General features: G+C 67.7%; 24 protein-coding genes. 9 read left to right on the top strand and 15 right to left on the bottom strand.

The features are described from left to right. Positions 1-75: 75 nt before the first annotated feature. The 6 genes from C5E41_RS08570 to C5E41_RS08550 all read right to left on the bottom strand — a co-directional run bounded on the left by C5E41_RS08570 (position 76) and on the right by C5E41_RS08550 (position 5,182). The gene (locus tag C5E41_RS08570) at positions 76-1,419 is read right to left on the bottom strand and encodes an LLM class flavin-dependent oxidoreductase (protein ID WP_104375288.1); all 1,344 of its coding nucleotides are present in this window, start codon (positions 1,417-1,419) and stop codon (positions 76-78) included. Positions 1,420-1,449: 30 nt separating this feature from the next. After that, on the bottom strand, positions 1,450-2,346 hold the full coding sequence (locus C5E41_RS08565) for an ABC transporter permease (RefSeq protein ID WP_104375287.1): 897 nt from the start codon (positions 2,344-2,346) through the stop codon (positions 1,450-1,452). Positions 2,347-2,350: 4 nt separating this feature from the next. Further along, the gene (locus C5E41_RS08560; RefSeq protein ID WP_104375286.1) at positions 2,351-3,184 is read right to left on the bottom strand and encodes an ABC transporter ATP-binding protein; all 834 of its coding nucleotides are present in this window, start codon (positions 3,182-3,184) and stop codon (positions 2,351-2,353) included. After that, positions 3,181-4,260, bottom strand: a complete 1,080-nt coding sequence (locus C5E41_RS08555) for an ABC transporter substrate-binding protein (protein ID WP_104375409.1) — start codon at positions 4,258-4,260, stop codon at positions 3,181-3,183. The genes C5E41_RS08560 and C5E41_RS08555 overlap by 4 nt, the downstream gene beginning before the upstream one ends. 118 nt (positions 4,261-4,378) lie before the next feature. Beyond that, positions 4,379-4,534, bottom strand: a complete 156-nt coding sequence (locus tag C5E41_RS33750) for a hypothetical protein (RefSeq protein WP_181063160.1) — start codon at positions 4,532-4,534, stop codon at positions 4,379-4,381. 216 nt (positions 4,535-4,750) lie between these two features. Beyond that, positions 4,751-5,182, bottom strand: a complete 432-nt coding sequence (locus C5E41_RS08550; protein ID WP_104375285.1) for a hypothetical protein — start codon at positions 5,180-5,182, stop codon at positions 4,751-4,753. Positions 5,183-5,302: 120 nt separating this feature from the next. Here C5E41_RS08550 and C5E41_RS08545 point away from each other — a divergent pair, with 120 nt between their 5' ends. Continuing rightward, positions 5,303-5,932 (top strand): TetR family transcriptional regulator, encoded by a 630-nt coding sequence (locus tag C5E41_RS08545; RefSeq protein WP_104375284.1) that lies wholly within the window; start codon positions 5,303-5,305, stop codon positions 5,930-5,932. An 18-nt stretch (positions 5,933-5,950) separates the two neighbouring features. Here C5E41_RS08545 and C5E41_RS08540 read toward each other — a convergent pair whose 3' ends face one another. After that, the gene (locus C5E41_RS08540; RefSeq protein ID WP_104375283.1) at positions 5,951-6,643 is read right to left on the bottom strand and encodes a TVP38/TMEM64 family protein; all 693 of its coding nucleotides are present in this window, start codon (positions 6,641-6,643) and stop codon (positions 5,951-5,953) included. Positions 6,644-6,906: 263 nt separating this feature from the next. Between C5E41_RS08540 and C5E41_RS08535 the strand changes: the two genes are divergently transcribed. The 3 genes from C5E41_RS08535 to meaB are packed head-to-tail and all read left to right on the top strand — an operon-like array spanning position 6,907 to position 12,241. Beyond that, positions 6,907-8,766, top strand: coding sequence for a methylmalonyl-CoA mutase family protein (locus tag C5E41_RS08535; protein ID WP_104375282.1), 1,860 nt, complete (start codon positions 6,907-6,909; stop codon positions 8,764-8,766). Continuing rightward, on the top strand, positions 8,766-11,027 hold the full coding sequence (gene scpA / locus C5E41_RS08530; RefSeq protein ID WP_063015064.1) for a methylmalonyl-CoA mutase: 2,262 nt from the start codon (positions 8,766-8,768) through the stop codon (positions 11,025-11,027). Before C5E41_RS08535 ends, scpA begins: the two co-directional genes overlap by 1 nt. Then, positions 11,024-12,241: a methylmalonyl Co-A mutase-associated GTPase MeaB gene (meaB, locus tag C5E41_RS08525; RefSeq protein ID WP_258080839.1), complete on the top strand. Its 1,218-nt coding sequence runs from the start codon at positions 11,024-11,026 to the stop codon at positions 12,239-12,241. Before scpA ends, meaB begins: the two co-directional genes overlap by 4 nt. Positions 12,242-12,280: 39 nt before the next feature. Here the strand turns inward: meaB and C5E41_RS08520 are convergent, their stop codons facing one another. Continuing rightward, positions 12,281-13,117 (bottom strand): amidohydrolase family protein, encoded by an 837-nt coding sequence (locus tag C5E41_RS08520; protein ID WP_104375407.1) that lies wholly within the window; start codon positions 13,115-13,117, stop codon positions 12,281-12,283. A gap of 47 nt (positions 13,118-13,164) precedes the next feature. Beyond that, positions 13,165-14,202 (bottom strand): nucleoside hydrolase, encoded by a 1,038-nt coding sequence (locus C5E41_RS08515; protein WP_104375406.1) that lies wholly within the window; start codon positions 14,200-14,202, stop codon positions 13,165-13,167. 160 nt (positions 14,203-14,362) lie between these two features. Between C5E41_RS08515 and C5E41_RS08510 the strand changes: the two genes are divergently transcribed. Continuing rightward, positions 14,363-14,773 (top strand): hypothetical protein, encoded by a 411-nt coding sequence (locus C5E41_RS08510; protein WP_104375281.1) that lies wholly within the window; start codon positions 14,363-14,365, stop codon positions 14,771-14,773. A gap of 7 nt (positions 14,774-14,780) precedes the next feature. Here C5E41_RS08510 and C5E41_RS08505 read toward each other — a convergent pair whose 3' ends face one another. Then, positions 14,781-16,025, bottom strand: a complete 1,245-nt coding sequence (locus tag C5E41_RS08505) for an FAD-dependent monooxygenase (RefSeq protein ID WP_104375280.1) — start codon at positions 16,023-16,025, stop codon at positions 14,781-14,783. A 103-nt stretch (positions 16,026-16,128) separates the two neighbouring features. Here C5E41_RS08505 and C5E41_RS08500 point away from each other — a divergent pair, with 103 nt between their 5' ends. Further along, positions 16,129-16,701 (top strand): TetR/AcrR family transcriptional regulator, encoded by a 573-nt coding sequence (locus tag C5E41_RS08500; RefSeq protein WP_104375279.1) that lies wholly within the window; start codon positions 16,129-16,131, stop codon positions 16,699-16,701. Between the two features lie 14 nt (positions 16,702-16,715). On the opposite strand, the gene C5E41_RS08495 is transcribed toward C5E41_RS08500, so the two are convergent. The 3 genes from C5E41_RS08495 to C5E41_RS08485 all read right to left on the bottom strand — a co-directional run bounded on the left by C5E41_RS08495 (position 16,716) and on the right by C5E41_RS08485 (position 19,982). Continuing rightward, positions 16,716-17,243 (bottom strand): DUF2784 domain-containing protein, encoded by a 528-nt coding sequence (locus C5E41_RS08495; RefSeq protein WP_439956532.1) that lies wholly within the window; start codon positions 17,241-17,243, stop codon positions 16,716-16,718. Between the two features lie 317 nt (positions 17,244-17,560). Then, positions 17,561-19,042 carry an SDR family NAD(P)-dependent oxidoreductase gene (locus C5E41_RS08490; RefSeq protein WP_104375278.1) on the bottom strand — a complete coding sequence of 494 codons (1,482 nt, stop codon included), beginning with the start codon at positions 19,040-19,042 and terminating at the stop codon, positions 17,561-17,563. Positions 19,043-19,124: 82 nt separating this feature from the next. Then, positions 19,125-19,982 (bottom strand): alpha/beta fold hydrolase, encoded by an 858-nt coding sequence (locus C5E41_RS08485; RefSeq protein WP_104375277.1) that lies wholly within the window; start codon positions 19,980-19,982, stop codon positions 19,125-19,127. A gap of 212 nt (positions 19,983-20,194) precedes the next feature. Here C5E41_RS08485 and C5E41_RS08480 point away from each other — a divergent pair, with 212 nt between their 5' ends. From C5E41_RS08480 to C5E41_RS08470, 3 genes are all read left to right on the top strand, one after another. Continuing rightward, positions 20,195-20,917: a TetR/AcrR family transcriptional regulator gene (locus C5E41_RS08480; RefSeq protein ID WP_104375404.1), complete on the top strand. Its 723-nt coding sequence runs from the start codon at positions 20,195-20,197 to the stop codon at positions 20,915-20,917. 91 nt (positions 20,918-21,008) lie between these two features. Continuing rightward, positions 21,009-22,154 (top strand): acyl-CoA dehydrogenase family protein, encoded by a 1,146-nt coding sequence (locus tag C5E41_RS08475; RefSeq protein WP_104375276.1) that lies wholly within the window; start codon positions 21,009-21,011, stop codon positions 22,152-22,154. After that, entirely contained in the window at positions 22,138-22,794 is a 657-nt protein-coding gene (locus tag C5E41_RS08470) for a TetR/AcrR family transcriptional regulator (protein ID WP_258080838.1), read from the top strand. The genes C5E41_RS08475 and C5E41_RS08470 overlap by 17 nt, the downstream gene beginning before the upstream one ends. A 25-nt stretch (positions 22,795-22,819) precedes the next feature. Here the strand turns inward: C5E41_RS08470 and C5E41_RS08465 are convergent, their stop codons facing one another. After that, the gene (locus tag C5E41_RS08465) at positions 22,820-23,860 is read right to left on the bottom strand and encodes a DNA polymerase domain-containing protein (protein ID WP_104375274.1); all 1,041 of its coding nucleotides are present in this window, start codon (positions 23,858-23,860) and stop codon (positions 22,820-22,822) included. Then, entirely contained in the window at positions 23,857-24,951 is a 1,095-nt protein-coding gene (locus tag C5E41_RS08460; protein ID WP_219823116.1) for an ATP-dependent DNA ligase, read from the bottom strand. The genes C5E41_RS08465 and C5E41_RS08460 overlap by 4 nt, the downstream gene beginning before the upstream one ends. Positions 24,952-24,956 lie beyond the last annotated feature (5 nt).

Raw genomic sequence — 24,956 nt, 5'->3', positions numbered from 1 at the left:
CGTCCGCGTACACAGCGTGCAGACAGGCCCCTCCCGGATCTACCCGGAAGGGGCCTGTCGCGTTGTATCCGCCGGTCAGGCGCTGATTGCGGCTCCCGTCGCGAAACGGCTCTCCACCGGCGCGAGGCCGTAGTGCCCGCGTAGGGTGTCGGCGGTGTACTCGGTGCGGAACAGGCCGCGTTCCTGCAGGATCGGCACCACCCGGTCGACGAAATCGGTGAGTCCGCCCGGCAGGTACGGCGGCATGATGTTGAATCCGTCCGCCGCGCCGGCCTCGAACCAGGTCTGTAGTTCGTCGGCGATCTGCTCGGGCGTGCCGGCGAAGCTGCGATGCCCGCGCCCGCCGCCGAGTTTGCCGATCAGCTGCCGCACGGTCAGCTGCTCCTGGGTGGCCAACTCCTTCACCAGCGTGAACCGGGACTTGTTTCCTTCGATCTCGCTCTCCACCGGCAACGGCGGCAGCGGTGCGTCGAGGGGATGGCCGGACAGATCGATGCCCAGCTGCGTGGACAGTTGGCGCAACGCGTAGTCGGGGGAGATGAGATCGGTGAACTCCCGCTCCAGCGCCAGCGCCTCGGCGGGCGTATCGGCGATGTAGGGCACCAGACCGGGGAGCACCTTCAGTTCGTCGGCGCCACGGCCGTACTTCGGCAGTCGTGATTTCAGATCGCGGTAGAAGCGTTGCCCGTCCTCGAGACTGCGCTGCGCGGTGAACACCGCCTCGGCGTAGCGGGCGGCGAATTCCTTTCCGCTCTCGGAAGATCCGGCCTGTACGAGCAGTGGCCGCCCCTGCGGACCGCGTGGGGAGTTCAACGGCCCGCGCACTCGGAACCGGTCGCCGGCGTAGTCGATGGCGTGGACCTTGTCCGGGTCGGCGAACACTCCAGCCTCGGGGTCGAGCACGATCGCCGAGGATTCCCAGCTGTCCCACAACTGCAACGCGACATCGACGAATTCGGTGGCGCGCTCATATCGGCGGGCATGGTCGGGAATGGCGTCGTAGCCGAAATTGTAGGCCTCGTCGGCCGTGCCGGAAGTGACGATGTTCCATCCGGCCCGGCCGCCGCTGATGTGGTCGAGCGAGGCGAATTTGCGAGCCAGATTGAACGGTTCGTTATAGGTTGTCGAGGCCGTCGCGATGAGACCGATATGTTCGGTCGCGGCGGCGATGGCCGACAGCAGTGTCACCGGTTCGAACACCGCGAGTGTATTGCGCTGAATGCGCGGGCCCACGGCCAAACCGTCGGCGAAGAAGACCGAATCCAGTTTGCCGCGCTCGGCGATGCGGCCCAATTCCTGGAAATGCTTCACGTCCAGCACGCGCCGTTCCTCGGTGCGCGGATGGCGCCAGGCGGCTTCGTGGTGACCGACGCCCATCAGAAAGGCGTTGAGATGAAAGGTTTTCGGTGATGGCGACATCGAGCGTCGTCGTCCCTTCGGGGTAGTGCTTCAGCGATCGGATTGCGGGCGCCAGCGCGTGAGGCGGCGTTCGATCGCGACGAGTACGGCGTTGTAGACCAGGCCGACGATCGCGATGGCGACGATCCCGACGTACATATCGGGAATCTGGAAATTCTGCTGTGCGGCGGTGATGAGATAGCCGAGTCCCGCTCGCGCACCGGACATCTCGGTAGCGATGAGAACCAGGATGGAGGCCGAGGCTGCCATCCGGATGCCGGTGAAAATGGTTGGCACGGCGGCGGGCAGGATCACCTTCTGGAACAGCCGCAGCGGCGAGAAGCCGAGGGACACAGCCGATTTGATCAGCAACGGATCCACCGACCGGACACCGCTGATGGTGTTCAGCAAGATCGGGAAGAAGCCTGCGTAAACCACGATCGCGACCTTGGAGGTCTCGCCGATCCCGAGGATCAGGATGAACACCGGCAGCAGGGCCAGCGCGGCGGTATTGCGGAACAGTTCGAGCAGCGGGTTCACGAAGTCGGCCACCGGCTTGTACCACGCGATGGCGACGCCGGCCGGAACGGCGCACGCCACCGCGATCGCGAACCCGACCAGGGACCGGCCCAGGCTGGCGGAGGTGTTGTCCCAGAGCTGGCCGTTGCGGATCAGCTCGTCTGCGCGCTGTACGACGGTGGAGAAGGGCGGCAGGAAGATCTGATCGACCAGGCCGAAGCGGGGCGCGAGCTCCCAGAAGGCCAGGAACAGGGCGATGACCAGGACGGGCTTGAACAGCCGCCAGCTCCAGCGCCCGGCCAGGCCAGCCAGCTGCCGTCCCGTGCCGGGGGTGGAGCGGGCGGGGGCCTCGGCCGCACTCGGGGCCGGGGTGGAAGACTTCTTCGGCACCAGCACGTGTTCGGCGGTGGCGGGCAGCGTGGTGGACATGGTGTTACCTCCTGTCGGTGGCCGCGAGGTCGGCCTGCTCGAGACCCTGTGCGCGGGCCACCTCGTCGTGCAGCAGCGACCAGATCCGGTGACGGACTTCGCTGAAGTGTTCGCTGGAGCGGATGTCGGCCTCCGGGGCGGTCTCGCGATCGAGATCGATATCGACCACCGCCTTGACCCGTCCCGGCCTGGAGGTGAGTACGGCCACCCGCTGGCCCAGATACACGGCTTCGTTGATGTCGTGGGTGATGAACAGGATGGTCTTGCCGGTGGTGCGCCAGATGCGCAGCAGTTCGTCCTGCAGTGATTCGCGGGTCTGGGCGTCGAGCGCGGCGAACGGCTCGTCCATCAGCAGCACCTCGGGATCGAAGGCGAGGCTGCGCGCGATGGCCACGCGTTGTTTCATGCCGCCGGACAACTCGTGCGGGTACCGGTCGCCGAAGCCGGTGAGGCCGACCAGCTCCAGATACTCGTCCGCGATCCGGCGTCGCTCACGCCGGCGAATGTGCTTGGCCTCCAGGCCGAATTCGATATTGCCGCGCGCGGTGCGCCACGGCAGCAGCGCGTACTGCTGGAAGACGATGCCCCGATCGAGTCCGGGGCCGGTGACCGGCCGCCCGTCGAGCAGGATCTGCCCGTGAGTCGGCCGGGTCAGCCCGCCCAGTAGATCCAGCAGGGTCGACTTACCCGAACCGCTGGGGCCGACCAGTACGAGGAATTCACCGTCACGCACGTCCACGGTGATGTTCTCCAGTGCGGTGAAGGGTGTTCCGGCGCCCCGCGCGGGAAACTCCTTGCGCACCCCGTCGAGCGCGAGTTTGATTGCCGTGTCGCTCATTTGGCGGCCACCACCTCGCCGGACGGCCCGCTGCCGGCCGGGTACTTACCATTGGCGTAGGGGTTGAACTTGTTGGTGTACAGATCCTTGGCCGTGAATTTCCCGGCCGGCAGTTCTCCGTTGCGGACCAGCCAGTCGATCCAGATCTGCAGCTCTCGCTCCTGAATCACCGCGCCGGGCACCGGAATGCCGGACGATTTGTAGGAGTCGAGCAGCGTGGTGTTCTCGTTGCGGCCGCGCTTGTGGATGATGTCGGCCAGTCGCGCCACCGCCTGGTCACGCGGCGTGATCTGCAGCCAGCGCGTCGCGCGGGCCGTGCCCTGGACGAAGTCGGCCACCGCGTCCTGATGGCCGGCGATGTAGTCGTTGCGGAAGACGTATGTGCCGTAGTCGAATTCGCCGAACAGGCCCTTGTCGGTATAGAGCGCGTGGATGCCGCCGTGAGCCAGCGCGATGTCCTGCAAGGGGCCGCCCAGTGCCGCCGCGTCGATCTGTCCCTTGCGCAGCGCGTCCTCGGTATTGACCGGCGGCAACACCACGAGCTGCACCTGTTTGATCTCGTCGTCGGTGAGTCCTTGATCGTGCAGCCACTGCCGGGTGATGAATTCGTGATGGGCGCCGAGGGTGTTGACGCCGACCTTCTTTCCGATCAGGTCCTTGGCGGCCTTGATCCCCGAATCGTCACGGACGTAGTATCCGGTGAAGCTCTGCCCGTCGGCGCCGTAGGAGCTGAGCACCGAGGTCACCGGTGCACCGCCCGCGATGAGCTTGACGACCGCACCGTTGAACGCGCTGCCGAATTCGATCTGCTTGGTGGTGGCGGCCTGGATATTGGCCGGGCCGCTGGTGGTGTCGCCCTCCCACTTCAGCTCGATGGTGGAGAAGTAGCCGAGGTCGGCGGCCAGTTCGTAGGGCGTGACCGCCCCGGCCTGACCTTGGTAGCGAAGGATGGTCTTACCGTCGGCGGTGGTTCCGGCGCCGGAACTCGAGCACCCGGCGGCGAGCGCGGCAAGCACGGGCAGGGCGAGGGCGGCGGCGAACGCGCGCACCACCCGGGGTCGTCTGAACGACAACATGATCGGTTCTTTCACTGAATGCGTCTGCGGCCACCCGCACATCGGGGTGCGGCGACCGGTAGATCGGCGAAACGAATTGCCTGGCAGGGGCTTTCGGCGACGACGATGGCGCCCAGGTTCAGGCGCGACAGATCCCGTGCGGGACGCGCATGAGATCGACCGCGCGCCGGCGCGTCAGCACACCGCGTAACTGTCGGCCGGATCCGGCGACCGGCGCCGCGATCACCCGATCGACAACGCGTGCGCCCGAACGCGATTCGTCGGTGGCGGCCATACATCCTCCTGCCGGGACCGAAAGTGATATAGGCACTGTGGTCCGGCGAGGGACGTGCGGCAATGGTTGTGCGCAGCGCGAGCCGATCATCCCGCCTCGCCGTATTGCCGAGGTCGGTGCGCCTGCCATCTCATGTCCGGCGAGGACGGGATCATCTCGTTCCGGTGGCGAATACGTTCCGCCCCGCGCGCGCAGTTCCGGCGGGCGTGACGACGGTCAGTGTTCCAGTTCGCGGGACAAACCCGCGGTGATCGCGGCGAGGACCCGCCCTGCGATCGCGAGGTCGGCCGCCGGAACCGCGGCGTAGACGCGGCCGAGGACGGCGCTCGTGCGAGAGCGGAGGTCCGCGACGAGGCGACCGCCCGCCTCGGTGACCACGAGCTCACCGCCCGGCGCCGCGCGCATCAGACCGCGGTCGATGAGCCGCGTCGCGGCGGTCGCGACAACGGTGGGCGCCCAGGTCGTCTTCGCGGCGAGAGTGGCGATATGCCGCTCCTGATCGACGGTGCCGCCGGCGGCCGCGGCCTGGCTGAGAGTGATCCACTGCGCCTCGTCGATGCCGGTACCGGCGAGGACCCGGTGCAGGAGCGCGTTGTGGTGCTTTTCGGCCTGGCCGATGATCGACGGATCGAGCGTGACGGGGGACATGACGAACTCCTGACTGCTGGACTGTGACCCAATTTTGACACTCAGTTTCATGCGAGCGCAAGTATCTTTCAAGTCTCAGTGTCTTACGTGCCTGGAGTTCGGTTCGGATAGCATGTCGGCATGCCCGATCCCGCATCCGACCGCACCCTGCCGCTGCGAGAGCGCAAACGGCTGCGTACTCGTCGCGCACTGGCCGACGCTGCTCTGCGCTTGTTCACCGAGCGCGGATTCGACGCGACGACACTCGACGAACTCGTCGACGAGGCCGAGGTATCTCGCAGCACCTTCTTTCGCACCTATCCGGCCAAGGAGGCGGCCGCGATCGAGGCGGAGGCGCAACTGTGGTCCGGGTACCTCGCGGCGCTGGCGAATCGGCCGCTGACCGGAGTGGTGCTGGACGCGATACAGGAGACGCTGACCGCAGCCGTCGCCGATCTGGAGCCGGAGTGGGATCGCCGGTATGTCGCCACTCGCCGGCTCATCCGCACCACCCCGGCATTGCTCGCCTACGTGGAGTACCACCGCCATGGCGTGGAAGCGGACGCGGTCACGATTCTCGCCGATCGCCTGGGACTGCCCGCGGACGATCTGCGATTACAGGTCCTGGCCGAACTGGTGACCTCGGCGTGGAGTGTGGCCGGGCGGGAATGGGTCCGGGCCGACGGCCGGGGTGGCCGGGCCGCGCTGACGGAGCGATTGCAGGAGGCCTTCGCGGCGGTGCCGGCGAGTTTGGAGCTGCGCGTCCGCTGAGGGCGCGCGGCGTCGGTGTCAGCGCGATGCCGGTTCCCCGGCCGCGGCGGGGGTCGATGCCGCGAATTGGTCTGCGCCCCAGCGGGCGTCGACAACCAGGCCGATCACGCCGAGGGTGATGCAGACACCCGACAGCGCCAGCAGGCCCGGGTTCGTCCGGCCGGTCAGCGCATCTCCGAGGACGACGACGCCGATGGTGCCGGGGATGATGCCCACGAAGGTTGCCAGCAGATACGGCATCATCCGCACCGAGGACAATCCGGCGCAGTAGTTGATCACCGAAAACGGCACCGGTGCGATCAGCCGCAGCGAGCCGACCGCGAGCCACCCGCGCCGGGCCAGTCGCCGATCTACCGCCTGTACCGCGGGGTGGGTCAACCGCGCGGCGACCTGATCCCGATCCAGGGCCCGCACGAGCAGCAGCGCCAGCACCGCGCTGACCGTCGTCGCGGCGACCGCGAGGGTGATGCCGAGAATCGGCCCGAACAGCAGGCCGGCGCTGAGCGTGAAGACCGTGCGCGGAAAAGGCGCCACCGTCACGAGCGCGTGGACGAGGAAGAAGATCAGCGGGAACATCGGGCCGATCGAATCGGCCCACTCCCGGATCTGCTGCGGGGCCGGATGCGGCGCCACTACGGCGACCGCGACCAGCGCGACCGCGAGGATCGCCGGCATCACGACCCGCCGATTGCGCAGTAGTCGCAAGGCCATCTTCGTCGTCCTCGGCACCGCGACAGGTTACCGGTCGGTATGGCCAGGCTGTGCGAAGACTATGCGAACACCAGGCTAGCATCGAATGAAGGTTGATGAATGATCGTTAACCGAACTGGTCGTCGACCTGCCGATATCGCACGTCAGTCGCACTGTGAATGGGGCACACAGGCGGTTGCGAAGGCGCTGCGAAGAGTTGGGTCCCAGCGTAGGTATCCGGTACGAGTGAAGTATCGGAGTCGAGTGGAAGAGGTACAGCAGCGATGCCGATTGGTTCAGATCCGGGCGCGGACACCGTGCCCGGATACGCCGCATGGCGTAAGGGTGTGGCCGGAGTGCTGGCCAAGTCCCGTAAGGTCGAGGCATCCGAACTCGGTGACGAGCCGGAGCGCCTGCTCGAGGTCACCAATTACGACGGAGTGACCGTCGCGCCGCTGTACACCCGTCGCGACGAACTGCCCGAACAGCCCCTGCCCGGACGGTTCCCGTTCGTGCGCGGCAACGAGGCCACCCGCGATGTGCACCGGGGCTGGCATGTCGGCGCCCGCTTCGGCGGAGCCGACGCGGCCGCCGTCAACGAGGAAATCCTCGCTTCCTTGGAGAACGGCGTCAGTGCCGTCTGGCTCGGAGTGGGCGAGAACGGCGTCCCGGTGGCGGGCCTGGCGGACGCACTGCGCGGCCTGTTGTTCGAGCTGGCCCCGCTGATCCTGCGGGCGGGCGCGGACACCCCGGCCGCCGCCGCACAGGTGCTCGCGCTGCTCGACGGTTACGACGTGGCCGACCGCTCCGATATCCACATCTTCCTCGGCGCCGCGCCGTTGACCAGCCGCTTCGCCGGAGCGGCCGACATCGACCTCGAGGCCGCGGTCGAGCTGGCCCGCACCGCCGCGGGCCGGACCGAGACGGTCCGTGCGATCACGGTGTGCGGCACCGACTTCCACAACGCGAGTGCGTCCGATGCCCAGGAGATCGGCGCGGCCGTGGCGGCGGGCCTCGACTACCTGCGCGCACTCACCGACGCCGGACTCGATGCCGCCGACGCGCTGGACCAGGTGAGTTTCCAGCTGGCGGCGACCGATGATCAGTTCGAGACGATCGCGAAATTCCGTGCCGCGCGGCGCCTGTGGGCCCGGGTGGCACACGAGCTGGCAGCGCCCGACTTCGGCAACGCCCCGCAACACGCGGTGACCTCCGAGGCGATGCTGAGCCAGCGCGACCCGTGGGTCAACATGCTGCGTACCACCCTGGCCGCTTTCGGTGCCGGTGTGGGCGGCGCGGACGTGGTCACCGTGCTGCCGTTCGACGCGGCCCTGCCGGTCGGCGAACTCGGTGTGTCGCAAGCGTTCTCGGAACGCATGGCACGCAACACGCAGTTGCTGCTGCTCGAGGAGTCGCATCTCGGGCATGTGCAGGACCCGGGCGCGGGTTCGTGGCACGTCGAGAGTCTCACCGCGGATGTGGCCGGTGCGGCGTGGGCGTTCATGCAGGAAATCGAGCGCGCCGGCGGGTACCGTGCCGCGCTGGAGTCAGGTCTGCTGGCCGAGCGCATCGCCGATACCCGGACCCGCCGCGAATCCGACATCGCCCACCGCCGCACCTCGGTCACCGGCGTCAACGAATTCCCGAACCTCGCCGAGGAACCGCTGTCCGAGGCCGCGCGCGAGACGAATTCGGTGGCTCGCTACGGCGCGGCCTTCGAGGCGTTGCGCAACCGTTCGGACGCCTACCTGGCCGCCCACGGCCGCCGGCCCCGCGCGCTGCTGGTGCCGCTGGGCCCGGTCGCCGAGCACAACGTGCGCGTGACCTTCACCGCGAACGTGCTGGCCTCGGGCGGCATCGAAACGGTGAACCCGGGAGCGCTGGAGACGGCCGCGATCGGTTCGGCCGCAACCGAATCGGGAGCGACGATGGCGGTGCTGTGCGGCAGCGACGCCCGCTACGGCACCGAGGCCGCGCCCGCCGTGCAGCAGCTGCGCGACGCCGGCGTGACGACGGTACTGCTGGCCGGGCCGGAGAAGGCGGTGGCCGAGGTGAGTGGCACACAGCGGCCGGACGGATTCCTCACGGCCCGCATGGACGCGGTGGCGATCCTGTCCGGCCTGCTGGAGAAGCTGGGAGCGTAATGACTACTCGAGATGTGAACCACGTGATCGGCAGTTTCGCCGAGGTACCGCTGGGCGAACCGGCGGTCGGGCGGACCGGTGGCGGCGACGTCGAAGCGTTCGTCGCCGAATCGGCGGCCGCCAACGGCTATGCGCCCGAACAACTGGTCTGGGCCACGCCCGAAGGTATCGACGTCGCGCCGGTGTACACCAAGGCCGACCGCGATGCCGTGGTGGCCGAAGGCTATCCGCTCGACAGCGTGCCCGGTGTGGCGCCGTTCGTGCGCGGCCCGTACCCGACCATGTACGTGAATCAGCCGTGGACCATCCGCCAGTACGCGGGTTTCTCCACCGCCGCCGATTCCAACGCCTTCTACCGGCGCAATCTGGCCGCGGGCCAGAAGGGTCTGTCGGTCGCCTTCGACCTGGCGACCCATCGCGGCTACGACTCCGATCACCCGCGCGTCACCGGTGACGTCGGTATGGCGGGCGTCGCCATCGACTCGATCCTGGATATGCGGGAACTGTTCGATCAGATTCCGCTGGACCAGGTGTCGGTGTCGATGACCATGAACGGCGCGGTGCTGCCGATCCTGGCCCTGTACGTCGTCGCCGCCGAGGAACAGGGCGTCAAGCCCGAACAGCTGGCCGGAACCATTCAGAACGACATTCTGAAGGAGTTCATGGTCCGCAACACCTACATCTATCCGCCCAAGCCCTCGATGCGGATCATCTCCGACATCTTCGCCTACACCTCAGCGAAGATGCCGAAGTTCAACTCGATCTCCATCTCCGGCTACCACATCCAGGAAGCCGGAGCCACCGCCGACCTGGAGCTGGCCTACACCCTGGCCGACGGTGTCGAGTACATTCGCGCCGGCCTGGACGCGGGGATGGAGATCGATCAGTTCGCGCCGCGGCTGTCGTTCTTCTGGGCCATCGGCATGAACTTCTTCATGGAGGTCGCCAAGCTGCGCGCGGGCCGGCTGCTGTGGAGCGAGCTGGTGTCGAAGTTCGAGCCCAAGAGCCAGAAGTCGCTCTCGCTGCGCACCCACTCGCAGACCTCGGGCTGGTCGCTGACCGCGCAGGACGTGTTCAACAACGTCGCGCGCACCTGTGTCGAGGCGATGGCCGCGACCCAGGGCCACACCCAGTCGCTGCACACCAACGCCCTCGACGAGGCGCTGGCGCTGCCCACCGACTTCTCCGCGCGCATCGCCCGCAACACCCAGCTGCTGCTGCAGCAGGAGTCGGGCACCACGCGGCCGATCGACCCGTGGGGCGGCTCCTACTACGTCGAGTGGCTGACCCACCAGCTCGCCGAGCGGGCACGGGCCCACATCGCCGAGGTCGAGGCGCACGGCGGTATGGCGCAGGCGATTTCGGAGGGCATCCCGAAGCTGCGCATCGAGGAGGCCGCGGCCCGCACCCAGGCTCGCATCGACACCGGCGCGCAGCCGGTGATCGGCGTCAACAAGTACCAGGTCACCGAGGACCAGGAGATCGAGGTCCTCAAGGTCGAGAACTCGCGCGTGCGCGCGGAGCAGAACGAGAAGCTGCGCCGCCTGCGCGCCGAACGCGACAGCGCCGAGGTCGAGCGGGCGCTGGCCGAATTGACCAGGGCCGCAGCGTCTTCCGAGGGCGGAATGGCCAACAACCTGCTCGCCCTGGCCATCGACGCGGCCCGCGCCAAGGCCACGGTCGGCGAGATCTCCGACGCGCTGGAGAAGGTGTACGGTCGCCATCAAGCCGAGATCCGCACACTGTCGGGCGTCTACCGAGAGGAGGCCGGCAAGGTGACCAACATCAGCAGGGCCATCGAGCTGGTCGAGGAATTCGCCGAGGCCGAGGGCCGCCGCCCCCGCATCCTCGTCGCCAAGATGGGCCAGGACGGCCACGACCGCGGCCAGAAGGTGATCGCGACCGCCTTCGCCGACCTCGGCATGGACGTCGATGTGGGCCCGCTGTTCCAGACCCCGGAAGAGGTGGCCCAGCAGGCGGCCGACAACGACGTGCACATCGTCGGTGTCTCCTCCCTGGCGGCCGGTCACCTCACGCTGGTGCCCGCCCTGCGGCAGGCACTGGCCGATGTCGGACGCCCCGACATCATGGTCATCGTCGGCGGCGTGATTCCGCCCGGTGACTTCGACGAGCTGTATGCCGCCGGCGCCGCGGCGATCTTCCCGCCGGGCACCGTGATCGCCGATGCCGCGATCGGTCTGCTGCAGAAGCTGGCGGCCGAACTCGGCCACGAGATCGGCGGACAAGCCGAGGCGGAATGAGCAACGCCGACCGGACCCCGGCGGGCGATGCGCCCGCCGGGGCTGAGTTGCCGACCAAGGCGGAGTTGCCGACCAAGGCTGAGTTGCCCACCAAGGCTGAGTTGCCCACCAAGGCGGAGTTGCCCACCAAGGCGGAGTTGCCCGGAAGCCAGGCCCTGTCCACCGCCCGCGGTCTGCCCCCGGCGCTGCGTGTGGACGGACCGCCGTCGCAGGGCGGCGGACAACGCCCGACCATCGATGTGGCAGAGCTGGCACGGGCGATCCGCGGCAATCAGCGCGCCGCGCTCGCCCGCGCGATCACGCTGGTCGAATCCACCCGCGCCGATCACCGCGAAGCGGCGCAGCGGCTGCTGCTCGAGCTGACTGCCGAAGCCGGCGCCGCCGAGTCCAATCGCGTCGGCATCACCGGCGTTCCGGGCGTGGGAAAGTCGACGTTCATCGACGCGCTCGGGATGTATCTGATCGGCCAGGGGCATCGGGTCGCGGTGCTGGCGGTGGATCCGTCCTCGACTCGTACCGGTGGATCGATACTCGGCGACAAGACCCGCATGGCGCGCTTGTCGGTGGAACGCAACGCGTTCATCCGTCCGTCGCCGACCGCGGGCACGCTGGGTGGTGTCGCCAAGGCGACCCGCGAAACCATCGTGCTGCTCGAGGCCGCCGGGTACGACGTGATCCTGGTGGAGACGGTGGGCGTCGGCCAGTCCGAGGTCACCGTCGCCAATATGGTCGACGTGTTCTGCTTCCTCACCCTGGCCCGCACCGGAGATCAGCTGCAGGGCATCAAGAAAGGTGTGCTGGAGCTGGCCGATCTGGTCGCGGTCAACAAGGCCGACGGCCGCCACGAGGTGGAGGCGCGGGCGGCCGCACGCGAACTGCAGGGCGCGATGCGACTCATCCATCCGCGCGATTCCCTCTGGCGCCCACCGGTTCTCACCATGAGCGGGCTGAACGGCACCGGTCTGGACACCTTCTGGGATACGGTCCTCGAACACCGGCGCGTTCTCACCGAGGCGGGAGAATTCGCCGAGAAGCGCCGCCGCCAGCAGGTCGACTGGACCTGGACGATGGTGCACGATCAGCTGCTGCGCCGGCTGGCCGACAGTTCCGGCGTGAAAGCGATTCGCGCGCAGGTGGAAAAGCAGATCCGCGACGGATCGCTGACGCCGGCCCTGGCAGCCGAGGAACTGCTACGCGCCTTCGATGAGAAGTAGCAGGGCTGTCCGGGCGTCGAGAATGCGCGCCCGGACAGCTCATCGCATCCGGAACAACCGCGCCGCGTTGTCGTAGCAGACCGCGCGCACCCAGTCCGCGCCCAAGTCGAGTCGTTCGAGCGCTTCCAGCGCGTGGGCGTAGGAGTACGGGATGTTCGGGAAGTCACTGCCGAACAGGATCCGCTCGCGCAGCTCGGACAGGCGCGAATATTCGACGCGTGGGAACGGGTTTCGCTCCTCGATGAAGTCGGTGAACGACATCGTGGTGTCGAGGTGCACGTTGTCGTAGCGCTCGGCGAGGTCGAGGAACTGCGAGTATTCGGGGACGCCCATATGGGCGATGATCAGCGTCAGCCGTGGAAACCGCTGCAGCAGTGCCGCTATCGGTTCCGGCCCGGTGAACTCACCCGGCGCCGGCCCGGATCCGCAGTGGATCAGCACCGGAATCCCGGCCTCGGACAACAGCCCCCAGACTTCGGTCAACCACGGATCGCCCGGATGATAGTCGCCCACTTGGATATGTGATTTGAAGATGCGTGCTCCGGATTCGACCGCCGCGCTCACATAGCTTCCGGCGCCGCGCTCGGGGTAGAAGGTCGCGGTGTGCAAGCAGTCCGGGGTGCGCGCCGCGAAGTCGGCCGCCCATTCGTTCAGCCACGCCGCCATATCCGGTTTGTGCGGATACACCAGGGAGGTGAACGCCCGCACTCCGAAAGCGCGCAGCGTATCCAGGCGCTGCTGCTCGTCGTCGCGATAGGCGATCGGCCACGGCCGTCCGATCAGCGGGCCCGCGGAATCGAAATACGCCCACACCTTGCGCAGTACCCGATCGGGCATGAAGTGGGTGTGCACATCGATGATTCCGGGCAGCTTCATCCGGCTCCGGAACTGCGCGACTGCCGCCTGGCCGGCCTCGTCGGTCGTCACCGGACCTCCTGTGCCACCGGCGGATACAGCGCTGCCGCGAAATCACCGATCCGCGCGATCATGCGATCGAAGAAAGCCGCGGGGTCGGTACCGACCGCGATATCGGCATTGGGCGCGCGACCCCACATGCCCGCCCAATCGGCGACCGTGGTGCCGCGGGTGATCGTCCCGGCCAACTCGACGTCCACCGTGGCCGGGCGCAGCACCGCCAGGGTCGGTTCGAGCGCGACCGCCGCGGCGAACGGATCGTGCATATGTGCCAGGTACCCCTGCTCGTAATGCTGGTGGAACTCGAAGTAGAACCGCACCGCGTCGATCAGGAACCGCACGATCGGATTGGCCGCCTCGGACCGGAGGCCGGGCGGATCCCCGGGAGCCGGCATCACGGCGCCGGCGCAGTGCGCTCGCTCGGCGATCCGCCGCAGATGGTCCGGGAACATCTCGATCGATTCGGTGATGTCGAGTGCGCAGACGATCGGCCGATGATCCTGCGGGGCGGCGGAGAACGCGTCGAAGACCACTTTGGCAGCCTCCGGGTCGACATGCACGTTCCACTCGTTGGTAGGGGTGGTGTTACCCGGATGCCGGAACGCGCCGCCCATGATCACCAGCCGCCGAAGCAGTTGCGGCAGCCGGGGTTCCAGGTCCAGCGCCAGGGCCAGGTTGGTCAACGGCCCGGTGCACAGGCCCAGGACCGCACCCGGGCGTGCTCGGACCGTGTCGACCCACAATTGCGCCGCCGAACGATCCGAGAGCGGGCGCGGCGAGGGCGGCAGTTCGGCATAGCCGATCCCGTGCGGACCGTGGGTGTCCTCGGTGGTGCGCAGTGGGATCGCCAGCGGCTGCGCCGCACCCAATGCCACCTCGATGGCCGGTGCCCGGCACAGATCCAGCAGAGCCAGATTGTTCGCCGCGACCTGCGAGGTGGGAACATTGCCTCCGGTCGAGGCGATTCCGGCGATCTCCAGCTGCGGATCCGCTAGCAGATACAGCAGTGCCAGCGCATCGTCGATTCCGGTGTCTACATCCACCATGATCGTCTGCCGCACGGTGCGAGACTAGCGGCCCGCCGCCGGGCCGCCCCGTCCGGCCTGTCGGCGGGCGAAACGACGCGGGCGAGGGTAGTTTCGACATGTCAATTCTCGTGTTGTGGACCGTGCGCGTTCCTCGCGGCGGCCTGGGGGTGTTTCGCCGGTGAGATTCGCGGACCGTTTCAACGAGGTCGTCGCGCAGTGGGAGCAGGCGCACGGTACCCGGATGACCAATCGTGCCTTGGCTTTTCGCGTGACCCAGGCGGGGCATCCGGTCTCGGCGACCTATCTGTCCCAGCTGCGGTCGGGCAACCGCGACAATCCGTCTCGAGCTCTGGTCGAAACCGTTGCCAGGGTGCTGGCGGTGGAATTGACCCGGTTCAACGACGGTGGGCCGGATGATCCGGTGCCCGGTGACGACCTGGTGTCGTCGGCGGTGGACGATCCGGCACTGCGGCGGCTGCTCACCACCGCGGCCGGACTGTCCGCCTCCTCGATCGAGCTGCTGTCGGATCTGGCCGCCAAGCTGCGGCTCGCGGAGGGATTGGCGCCCGGCACGACGGCCCAGCTGTGACCCGCGCCTACCGGCCGGTCGTGGCGGTGGAGGTCGCGTACGTGGGCAATTCGTAGTCGTCGGTCTTGCCGAAGAACAGCTTCATCATCACCGGCCGCATGGGCTTCGACATCATGATCCGGTTGGCGGTTCGCCGCATGGATGTGCCGAATGCGCTGGGGGACAGCATCATATCGATTCCGCCGCCCGGGAGTTCCTTGGCCCTGTCGAGGAACGGGGTGACCTTCTCCTCGTAACGGCGCAGCGCCGCCGGGACATCGCCCGGATCGGCCGCCAGCTCACCCGCGAGGATGTATGCGCCGACGAGCGCCATGGCCGTGCCCATCCCGGTCATCGGTGAGCCGCAGTAGCCGGCGTCGCCGACCAGCGTCACGCGTCCGGCCGCCAGGGTGGGCATATCGATGCGCGCGAGTTCGTCGAAATAGAAGTCGTCGGCCTGGGTCATCGCCGCCAGGATGGCCGGCGCGTGCCAGTGCGGCTGGGAGCCGATCTTCTCGCAGATCAGCCGCTGCTGCGCGGCGGTATCGCGGCGCAGCGCCGGATCGGGGTCGCCGAGCAGGGTGAGAATCGCCTTGGCGGTCGCGGGATCGCGGTCGGGCCGCAAGCCGACCGCGGCGGAAGGAACCAGCTGCATGGCGAACCAGCCTGGCGTGATCCCCGCCGGCGTCGGCATGGTGAAGAACGAAGCGTAGCCGCCGAGGAAGGTGCTGAACTGCTCCTCCGGGCCGAAGGCCAGCCGGCGGGTCGCCGAATGCACGCCATCGGCGCCGACGACGAGGTCGAAGTGCCCACTGCCCCCCGAGGCGAACTCCACCGTCACGCCGGTGCCGTCCTGGGTCAGGGATTCGATCCACTCGCCGTAGCGGTAGTCCAGCTCACCGCCGGCCGCGGCGACGGCGTCGAGCAGTACGTGGTTGAGGTCACCGCGGGTGATCTCGATATCGGCCACCGGGCCCCTGCCGTCGAAATGTTCCATCGCCATGGTCGCGTAGGTGCGGCCCTTGTGGTCGATGTAGGAGAGGCCGCGTTCTTCGAGCTGGTACTCCGCGATGCCGGGCATCAGGCCCATGCGCTCGGCCACCTCGCGGCTGGGGCCGCGCACATCGACCGCCTGGCCGCCCGGCCGGGGAGCGGTGGCGCGCTCGACGACGGTGACCGCGGCGCCCGCTCGAAGCAGTTGCAGCGCAACGGCATTGCCGGCGATTCCGCCGCCGGAGACCAGGATGTGCAGGGGGCGGGAGACGGTGTTCATGGGGGGCGATTCCTATCGTTTGGTTCGAACGTCTTAGACAAATGTGCCATACCGTTGGCACATCTGTCTAGTACAGATGTCTAAGACGCTGTAGCCTGGGCTTATGGGTAATCGAGAGGATCTGTTGGCGGGGGCGAGGAAGGCGATTCTGGAGCGAGGTCTCGCCAGAGTGACCGCACGCGATATCGCTGGTGCGGCTGGGGTCAGCCTCGCCGCGATCGGCTATCACTTCGGTACGAAGGATCGGTTGGTCGCCGAGGCCATCGCGGAGGTGACCGGCGACGAGATCGGTCGCGGGATGGAAGAGGCCATCCGTGACGCGGGGGAGGGGCGCACCCTGGCCCAATCGCTGGAAGCGACCTGGAACGGCATGGTGGACGTCATTCGGAGCCACCCGGACGAGCTGATTCTCAGCTTCGAGAACGGGGTGCGGGTGGCTCGGTCACCGGAATCCCAGGAGTACTTCGCCACTGCGACCGAAGAGGTCTATGCCGGGCTCGTCGAGCCGCTGCGTGAGGTTCATCCCGACCTGTCGGCCGGAGATGCTCGCGCGGTCGCCAAACTGTATTTCGCTCTGTTCCAAGGTATTGCGCTGCAGTGGCTCATCGCCCCCGACGGTGATCAGCTGACCGGCGCCGACGTCGTCCGTGCGGTGCGGGCGATGAGCCGGGAATAGCCCGTGCGAAGGCGTTACTCGGCGATCGCGTGACGGGATCGGTACCGCCGCCGCCTACCGAGCCGGATGTAGCCGATCCACGACACCGCCACCAGCACCACGACCAGAACGCGCACCAGATCCAGCGCGCTGCGCGGGTAGAGCACTCCGGTGAGGTAGTGGGCGATGAAGCCGGTCGGCGGCAGGCCGGCTTCGCCGCCGCGTTCCCGGGCCCACGTCTCGAGATAGGTCAGCGGGCAGTCGACGCCGAACAGTACCGTGCTGAAACCCCAGGCCACCGCAGCGATATGGGTCCAGATCGTCCAACGCCACCGCCACGCGACGAATCCGCCGACGACGAGGTAGGCGATGAACAAAAAATGCACACCCGCGGTGGCATCTGCCAGCAGCCGGTACATCACGTAATCCAGATTAAGCCGCTCGTCGCCGGCGTGCGCGGGTTCCGGCGCCGACGCGCGATGGCCCCGGGTGAACGACTTTGTCTCCCATGGCCTTCCGGGCGCGGTCTGCCGATTCGGGCCATAAAGGATATTGGTACGCACATATGCGCATTGAACGATTCATTTTCGGATCGTCCTTCGTGGCCGGAAGCGGGGGAGCGGCCCATGCCGAGGACCACGACATGGAGATGTGCGCCCGCGGCCTCGCGGAGGGGACGTGGGCCGGCCCGCTGTAGGAGCGGCGGCGCGGTGCGCCTCGTCGCAAGGGCATTCGAGTCGCGTCAGGGGGGTGTCCCGGGCACTTCGACATGAATTCAATTGGATACGCAGATATGCGCATCCAAACATGTGTCACCCTACAAGTCGCACCCGAACACACAAAGACCCCATATGCAAACCAGCCACGGCAGGACCGGTCGTCACCAGTTGGACGGCTCGTAGTCCTTGAGGAAGCAGCCGAAGAGGTCGACGCCGTCTTCGCCGCGCACGATCGGGTCGTAGACGCGGGCGGCGCCGTCGACGAGGTCGAGGGGAGCGTGGAAGCCCTCCTCGGCGAGGCGGACCTTGGTGTAGTGCGGACGCTCGTCGGTGATCCAGCCGGTGTCGACGGCGGTCATCAGGATGCGGTCGGTTTCGAACATCTCGCGCGCGCTGGTGCGGGTGAGCATGTTGAGCGCGGCCTTGGCCATATTGGTGTGCGGGTGGCCGGGTCCCTTGTAGCCGCGGCCGAAGACACCTTCCATGGCTGAGACGTTGACGACGTATTTGCGGCGAGCCGGTGATGCGGCGAGGGCGGGCCGCAGCCGGGAGATCAGCAGGAACGGTGCGGTCGAGTTGCACAGCTGCACTTCGAGCAGTTCGGTGGCGTCGACCTCGGCGACGGTCTGCACCCAGCTGTTGGTGTGGGCCAGGTCGGGTACCAGGCCACCGGCATCGATCGCCACGCCGCGCGAAATGCGTTCGGGGGTGGCCGATCCCGCGACCAATGCGAGATCGGTGACCTCGGCGGCGGAGAGGGTGGTCGGTGCCGGCACGGAATGCAGAGACGCGGTGAGTGCGTTCGGATGGGCCTGGGTGGTGTGGCCGAAGGTGATGGTGTCGGGCAGTTCGCCGGCGGGGAGCGGGGCGGATTCGGCCTCGACGAGTGCGGCGTAGGCGCCGGCCGAGCGCCGGACGGTCTGCGCGGCGTTGTTGATGATGATGTCCAGTGGCCCCTGCGCGGCGACGTCGTCGGCCAGGGCGACGACCTGGGCCGGATCGCGCAGATCGATGCCGACGATCCGCAGCCGGTGCAGCCATTCGGCGCTGTCGGGCTGGGCGGTGAAACGGCGGATCGCGTCGTTGGGGAAGCGGGTGGTGACCGTGGTGTGGGCGCCGTCGCGCAGCAGTCGCAGGGCGATGTACATGCCGATCTTGGCGCGGCCGCCGGTGAGCAGCGCGCGGCGGCCGGACAGGTCGGTACGCGCGTCGCGTTTGGCGTGGTTGCGGGCGGCGCAGTCGGGGCAGAGCTGGTGGTAGAAGCGGTCGACGCGGGTGTAGCGCTGTTTGCAGATGTAGCAGGGCCGCGCGCGTAGCAGCGTGCCGGCGGCGTCGCCGTCGACGGACACGGAGAGCGGAATGCCGGCGGTCTCGTCGTCGATGCGGTTCGGAGAGCCGGTGGCGGTGGCGGCGACCACCGCCCGGTCCGCGGCGGCAATGGCGTCGCGGGCCTGAGTGCGGCGGCGCCGCTTCAGTTTCTTGAACATGTGTCCGACCGCCCGCTGCACCGCGATGGAATCGGGGTGGTCGTCGTCGAGCAGTGCGGCCTGGTCGAGGACGCGCAGGCAGATCGCGAGTTCTTCGGGATCGATGGTGTCCGGCAGGGGAGTGGTGGGCGCGTTCGTCGTAGTGTGCTCAGCCATCGTGCTGCCGGATGATCCTTCGTCTGCGGGGATGTGCGATGCCTATTGTCGCATCGCGGCTGTTGGGGGCTGCCGGGGCTCCTCAGCGTGGGGTGTAGTGGATGGTTCGGTGGTCGGTGTGCTGATCGTCGATGAAGTTGGCGATGGCTTCGACGACCAGCAGGGGTTCGGTCAGTGGTAGCCAGGGATCGGCGGGCAGTTCGCGCAGCCAAAGGCGGTCGACGTCGCGGCGGATGTGGGCGCGCAGGCTGGGCAGGGCGGCGGTGTCGGCGCGGTCGAGGATGAGTTGGACCGGCACGGCGGTGTGCTGCGGGCGCGGGTGGCGCAAGTGGTATGCGAGGTTCGCGGCGACGATGCGGGCGCCGGCGAGCAGGTCGGCGGGCCAGGTGGTGGCCTGTGGGAGGATCCGGGCGCGCAGGCGGGGCCAGTGCAGGAGGCGGCGGCCGAGGACCAGCCAGCTCAGGCGCGGGAGCCGCCACCAGGGACTGCGGGGGCAGCGGAGATCGCGCAGCGCGAGGGCGAGGTGATCGAGGTGGGGCGCCGACAGCGCGGTGGCGGACGCGATGCGGGTGTTGGCGCGCGGGTCGCCGAGGGCGTACCAGAGTTGGATCGCGCCCCAGCCGTGACCGGCGAGGTGGACGGGTGTGCGGGGACTGACGGCGTCGAGGACGGCGAAGAGGTCGTCGGCGAGGTGGGGCAGGCGGTAGCGGTGGGTGCGGGTGGGGGCGCTGGAACGGCCGTGGCCGCGGACGTCGTAGGTCACCACGTGGAAGCTGTCGGCGAGTCCGGTGGCGACGCGGTTCCAGATGCGATGGGTGTCGGTGATGCCGGGGATGAGCACGATGGTCTCGGCCTGAGGGGGGCCGTATTCGTAGACGGCGAGGTCGCCGCCGGGGGCGGTGACGGTGTGGTGGCGGGAGGGGGTGCGGGCTGGGTTCATCGGTCTACCTCGTGAGCGCGGGACGGAGCCGCTCGTACTGCCGGTACGGTCAACGGTAACGACAGTACGCGATCGGCCTTCCGTGGGCTGACCTCGGTGGGGAATCTCGTCATCTGGCCAGCACTTCGGCTGGTGAATGGAGGGTCGTCGACGTCGTACCGGCGGTACGTGTAGTGTGGGTCGGACTGTTCGCTCGGCTGGGGGAGGTGCCCATGGTGTCTCGGGTCGGCCGGCGAGTTGCCGCACCTCGGGTCACGCGGGAGGAGATCGTCGATGCGGCGATCCGGGTGATCGACCGGGACGGCCCGCAGCCGAGTATGGACGACATCGCCCGTGCCGCGGGGATGACGAAGCCGCGGTTGTATCGGCAGTTCGCGGACAAGGCGGATTTGTACACCGAGATCGCCGATCGGATGTCGTGCGACGCGTTCGCCGCGGCGGGGCAGGATATGACGTTGCTGTTGCAGCCGCCGCGGCCCGCGCTGCGGCGGGTGTTCACCGCGTATGCGGCCGGAATTCTCCAGCATCCCAATGTTTTTCGGTTTCTGATGCAGGCGCCGGTGGTGCAGACGGCCCACGCGAGCCGGTCGGGGGGAGAGGCGGTGGGGGCGGTGCTGCGGTTCGATCTGGGTCGCGATGTGGCGCGGCGGTTCGCGAAGCTCGCGCGGTCGATCGCGGAGGCGGTGCCGATCGAGACGGCGGGTCTGGACTATGTGGCGCGGGCGGTCGTGGGTGTGGTGGTGGCGACGACGGATCTGTGGCTCGAGGGTGCGGAGGCGCCGCGGCGGAGCAGTGCGGATTTCGTCGCGGAGCTCACCGAGTTGGTGTGGTCGCTGATCGACGGGTTTCTGCGGCGGCAGGGGATCGTGGCGGATCCGGAGGTTCCGATTTTCAGCACGCTGGCGGAGGTGAATATCGCGCGGGGGGCGCACTGAACCGTGTTGTTGACATACCGCCAATAATTCGCCAGGCTGGGGCGCGGGGCCGGTGCGGTCCGGTTCCAGGTACGAGACGAAGGAAGTAACGATGGCGCGCGCCGCGTGGAGCGACGATGAGGTCGAGGCCGTCCGGGATCTGGCGAAGACCTTCTTCGAGAAGGAAGTCCTGCCGAACGAGGAGAAGTTCGTGGCGCAGGGGCATCCGGACCGCGAGCTGTACAACCGGGCGGGTGAGCTGGGCCTGTTGTGTGCCGCGATTCCGTCCGAATACGGCGGTGGCGGTGGCACTTTCGCGCACGAGGCGGCGTTGATCGAGGCGCAGTCCTATGCCGGGGACGGTTCACTGGGTATGCCGGTGCATTCGTCGATCATCGCGCCCTACATCCATCATTTCGGGACCGAGGACCTCAAGCGGCGGGTGCTGCCGAAGGTGACCAGTGGTGAGATGGTGCTGTCGATCGGTATGACCGAGCCGGGGACGGGTTCGGATCTGCAGAACATCAAGACCCGCGCGGTGCGCGAGGGTGACGAGTACGTGATCACCGGGTCGAAGATCTTCATCACCAACGGCTGGCTTTGTGACGGCATCATCATCGCGGCCAAGACCGATCCGACGAAGGGTGCGGCGGGTGTGTCGCTGATCTTCGCCGAGGTGAGCGACGAGACGCCCGGTTTCCGGCGCGGCCGGATCCTGAACAAGATCGGCGGCAAGGCGCAGGACACCGCGGAACTGTTCTTCGACGGCCTGCGGGTGCCGGCGTCGAATCTGCTGGGTGAGGTCGAGGGGCAGGGCTTCTATCAGATGATGCAGCTGCTGCCGCAGGAGCGGCTGGTGACCGCGATCATGGCGGTGTCGATGATGGAGCGGGCGGTGGAGTTGACCGTCGAATACACCAAGGGGCGGGAGGCTTTCGGCAAGCCGCTGTTCGCGATGCAGAACACGAAGTTCGAGCTGGCCGAGTGCACGACGATCGCGCGGGTGAGCCGGACGTTCCTCGATGATGCGATCTGCAAGCAGCTGCGGGGTGAGCTGGATATTCCCACCGCTGCGATGTCGAAGTACTGGCTTACCGACCAGTTGGGTATTGTGGTGGACCGCTGTCTGCAACTGTTCGGTGGCTATGGATACATGACGGAGTACCCGATTTCCCAGCTGTACACCGATGCGCGCGTGCTGCGCATCCTCGCCGGTTCCAACGAGGTGATGAAGGATCTCATTGCCCGCTCGCTCTGACACCACGACCCAGCCGGTGCCGGCCGATGCCGACTCGGCTCGGCGGCGCCGGCTGGAGCCGGACGAACGGCGCGCCCAGATTCTGGCCTGCGCCATCGAGATGTTCGGTGAACGTCCGTATGCGGCGGTGTCGACCGCTGAACTCGCGCAGCGCGCCGCGGTGGCGCGTGGGCTGATCAATCACTATTTCGGCAACAAGCGCGATCTGTATCTGGCGGTGGTGCGGCGGATGGTGACGTTGCCCCGCGCCGATTACATGGTGATGCCGACCGGTACGCCGCAGGAGCGGGTGGACGCGAGTGTGTCGTGGCTTCTGGACACGATCAGCGGTTTGGGCAGTACCTGGGTGAAGGTGACCGGGCACGAGGGTATCGGGGACGATCCGGAGGTGCAGCGCATCCTGGACGAGGCCGACGACGCCGCGGCCGAACGGTTGCTGGAGATGGTGGGCCTGTCCGGGTCGGCGCGTGACGACGAGTTGCGAGCCCTGGTCCGTGCGTACAGCGGTATGGTGAAAACCGCTGGGCGCGAATGGATTACGCGCCGCAGCTTGAATCGTGAGCAGGTGCATCATCTGCTCGCGGATGTGTTGATGGCGTTGGTTCAGACCACGTTTCCGCGGATCGAACAGGCCCGCTGACGACGCACCCGGCGCGGCGTGGTTTTCAGCCGGGGGTGCGGGCGCGGCTGGGTTGGACGCGCGGTGGTTCGTTGGGCATCTTCGGGTAGTTCGGTGGCCAGGGGGCGTCGAGCAGGCCGGAATCGAAGTCGCGGCGCGACATTTCGAGCAGTGGCTGGATCGACTGCGGGGTGCGGTCGGCCCAGGGGTCGCCGGATGCGGCGAGCCGCTCGGGGACCGTGGCGATGGTCAGTTCGTCGGGGACGATCGCATCGAGTGCGTCCCAGGCGATGGGGGTCGAGACCTGGGCGCCGACCTTGGGTCGCACGCACCAGGCGCCGAAGACGGTCTTGTGTGGTGCGTTCTGGTTGTAGTCGATGAAAACGCGTTGTCCGCGTTCTTCTTTCCACCAGTTGGCGGTGATCAGGTCGGGATGGCGGCGTTCGAGTTCGCGGGCCATGGCGACCGCGGCGGCGCGGATCTGGTAGCCGTCCCAGACGGGTTCGAGTACGGCGTAGATGTGCAGGCCGCGGGATCCGGAGGTTTTGACGCGGGCCTCGATGCCGAGTTCGGCGAGCAGTTCGCGGGTGAGCACGGCGACGTGGCGCAGGTCGTCGAAGCCGATGCCGGGGGAGGGGTCGAGGTCGATGCGCAGTTCGTCGCTGATGTCGAGGTCGCCGATCTCGCCTTCGGTGCGGGCCGGGACGCCGCCGGCGGGAACGTGATTGGGCCAGACGTGGAAGCCGAGGCAGCCCAGGTTGACCGCCCAGAGGATGTGGGCGAGGTCGGCGGCGACCAGGGCGTCGCTGGCGGTGCCGTTGGGTGTGGAGACCTGCACGGTCTGCAGCCAGTCGGGGACCGATTTCGGGACGCGTTTCTGGAACCAGGATTTGCCGCCGGCGCCGTCGGGGTAGCGTTCGAGCAGCACGGGCCGGTTGCCGATGGTGCGCAGCAGTGGTTCGGCGACGGCCTGGTAGTAGCGCACGAGGTCGAGTTTGGTCTCGCCGCGTTTGCTGAAATAGATCTTGTCCGGGTTGCTGATGCGGACGGTCACGCCGTCGATGTCGATGTCGATGGCTTCGCTCACGGCTGGGCCTGCGCTTTCGCGGCGGTGAAGACGTCGGCGAGTTCAGCGGGCGCGACCTCTTCGAGTTGGGCGTAGGTGCACGATTGCGGGGTGCGGTCGTCGCGGAATCGGACCAGGCGCCCGCCGTGGCGTAATCGTCCGGCCATGAGGTGTTCGTAACGGACCTCCGCGACCAGTTCGGGTCGCAGTGGTTCCCAGGAAAGATCCTTGCCGCCGGTCCAGCGGCTGATGCCGCCGGGCATCTTGCCTTCGGCTTTGGCTTGCGCGGAGGCGTCGGCCCAGTTGCGCCAGGGGTGGTTGTCGAGTGCGCCCTCGCGCAGGGGCGCCAGTTCGTCGACGAGTTGTTTGCGGCGGGCGGCGGTGAAGCTGCTGGCGACGCCGACGTGGTGCAGGTGGCCGTCCTCGTCGTAGAGGCCCAGCAGCAGTGAGCCGACGCCTTGGCCGTCTTTGTGCCAGCGGAACCCGGCTACAACACAGTCGGCGGTGCGTTCGTGTTTGACCTTGACCATGACGCGTTTGTCCTGCATGTAGGGCAGGTCGCGGGATTTGACCATCACCCCGTCGAAGCCGGCGCCCTCGAATCGGGTGAACCAGTCCTGGGCGGTGTCGGGGTCGGAGGTGACGGGTGTGAGGTGGATGCCCTCGTGCGGGGTGTCGAGGATGGATTCCAGCAGTTGCCGGCGTTCGCGGAAGGGCCTGGTGGTCAGATCGTCGTCGCCGAGGGCGAGCAGGTCGAAGGCGACGAAGCTCGCGGGTGTTTCGACGCTGAGTTTGTTCACTCGTGAGGCTGCGGGGTGCAGCCGGTTCTGCAGGACGTCGAAATCGAGGCCGTGTTCGGTGACGACGACGATTTCACCGTCGAGGACGCACCGCGGTGGCAGGGCCGCGTCCAGCAGTCGCACCACTTCCGGGAAATAGCGGGTGAGTGGCCGGTCGTTGCGGGAGCCGAGTTCGATATCGGTGCCGTCGCGAAAGACGATGCACCGGAAGCCGTCCCATTTGGGTTCGTAGAGGACGGTGTCCTCGCGGGGCAGTGCGCCGGCGGATTTGGCCAGCATCGGTTTCACCGGCGGCATGACGGGCAGGTCCACGCGAT

Source organism: Nocardia nova, assembly GCF_002933465.1.
GTDB classification, from domain to species: domain Bacteria; phylum Actinomycetota; class Actinomycetes; order Mycobacteriales; family Mycobacteriaceae; genus Nocardia; species Nocardia nova_B.
Note: the sequence above shows the minus strand (reverse complement) of the source record. Positions and strands in the feature narration are given on the sequence as shown.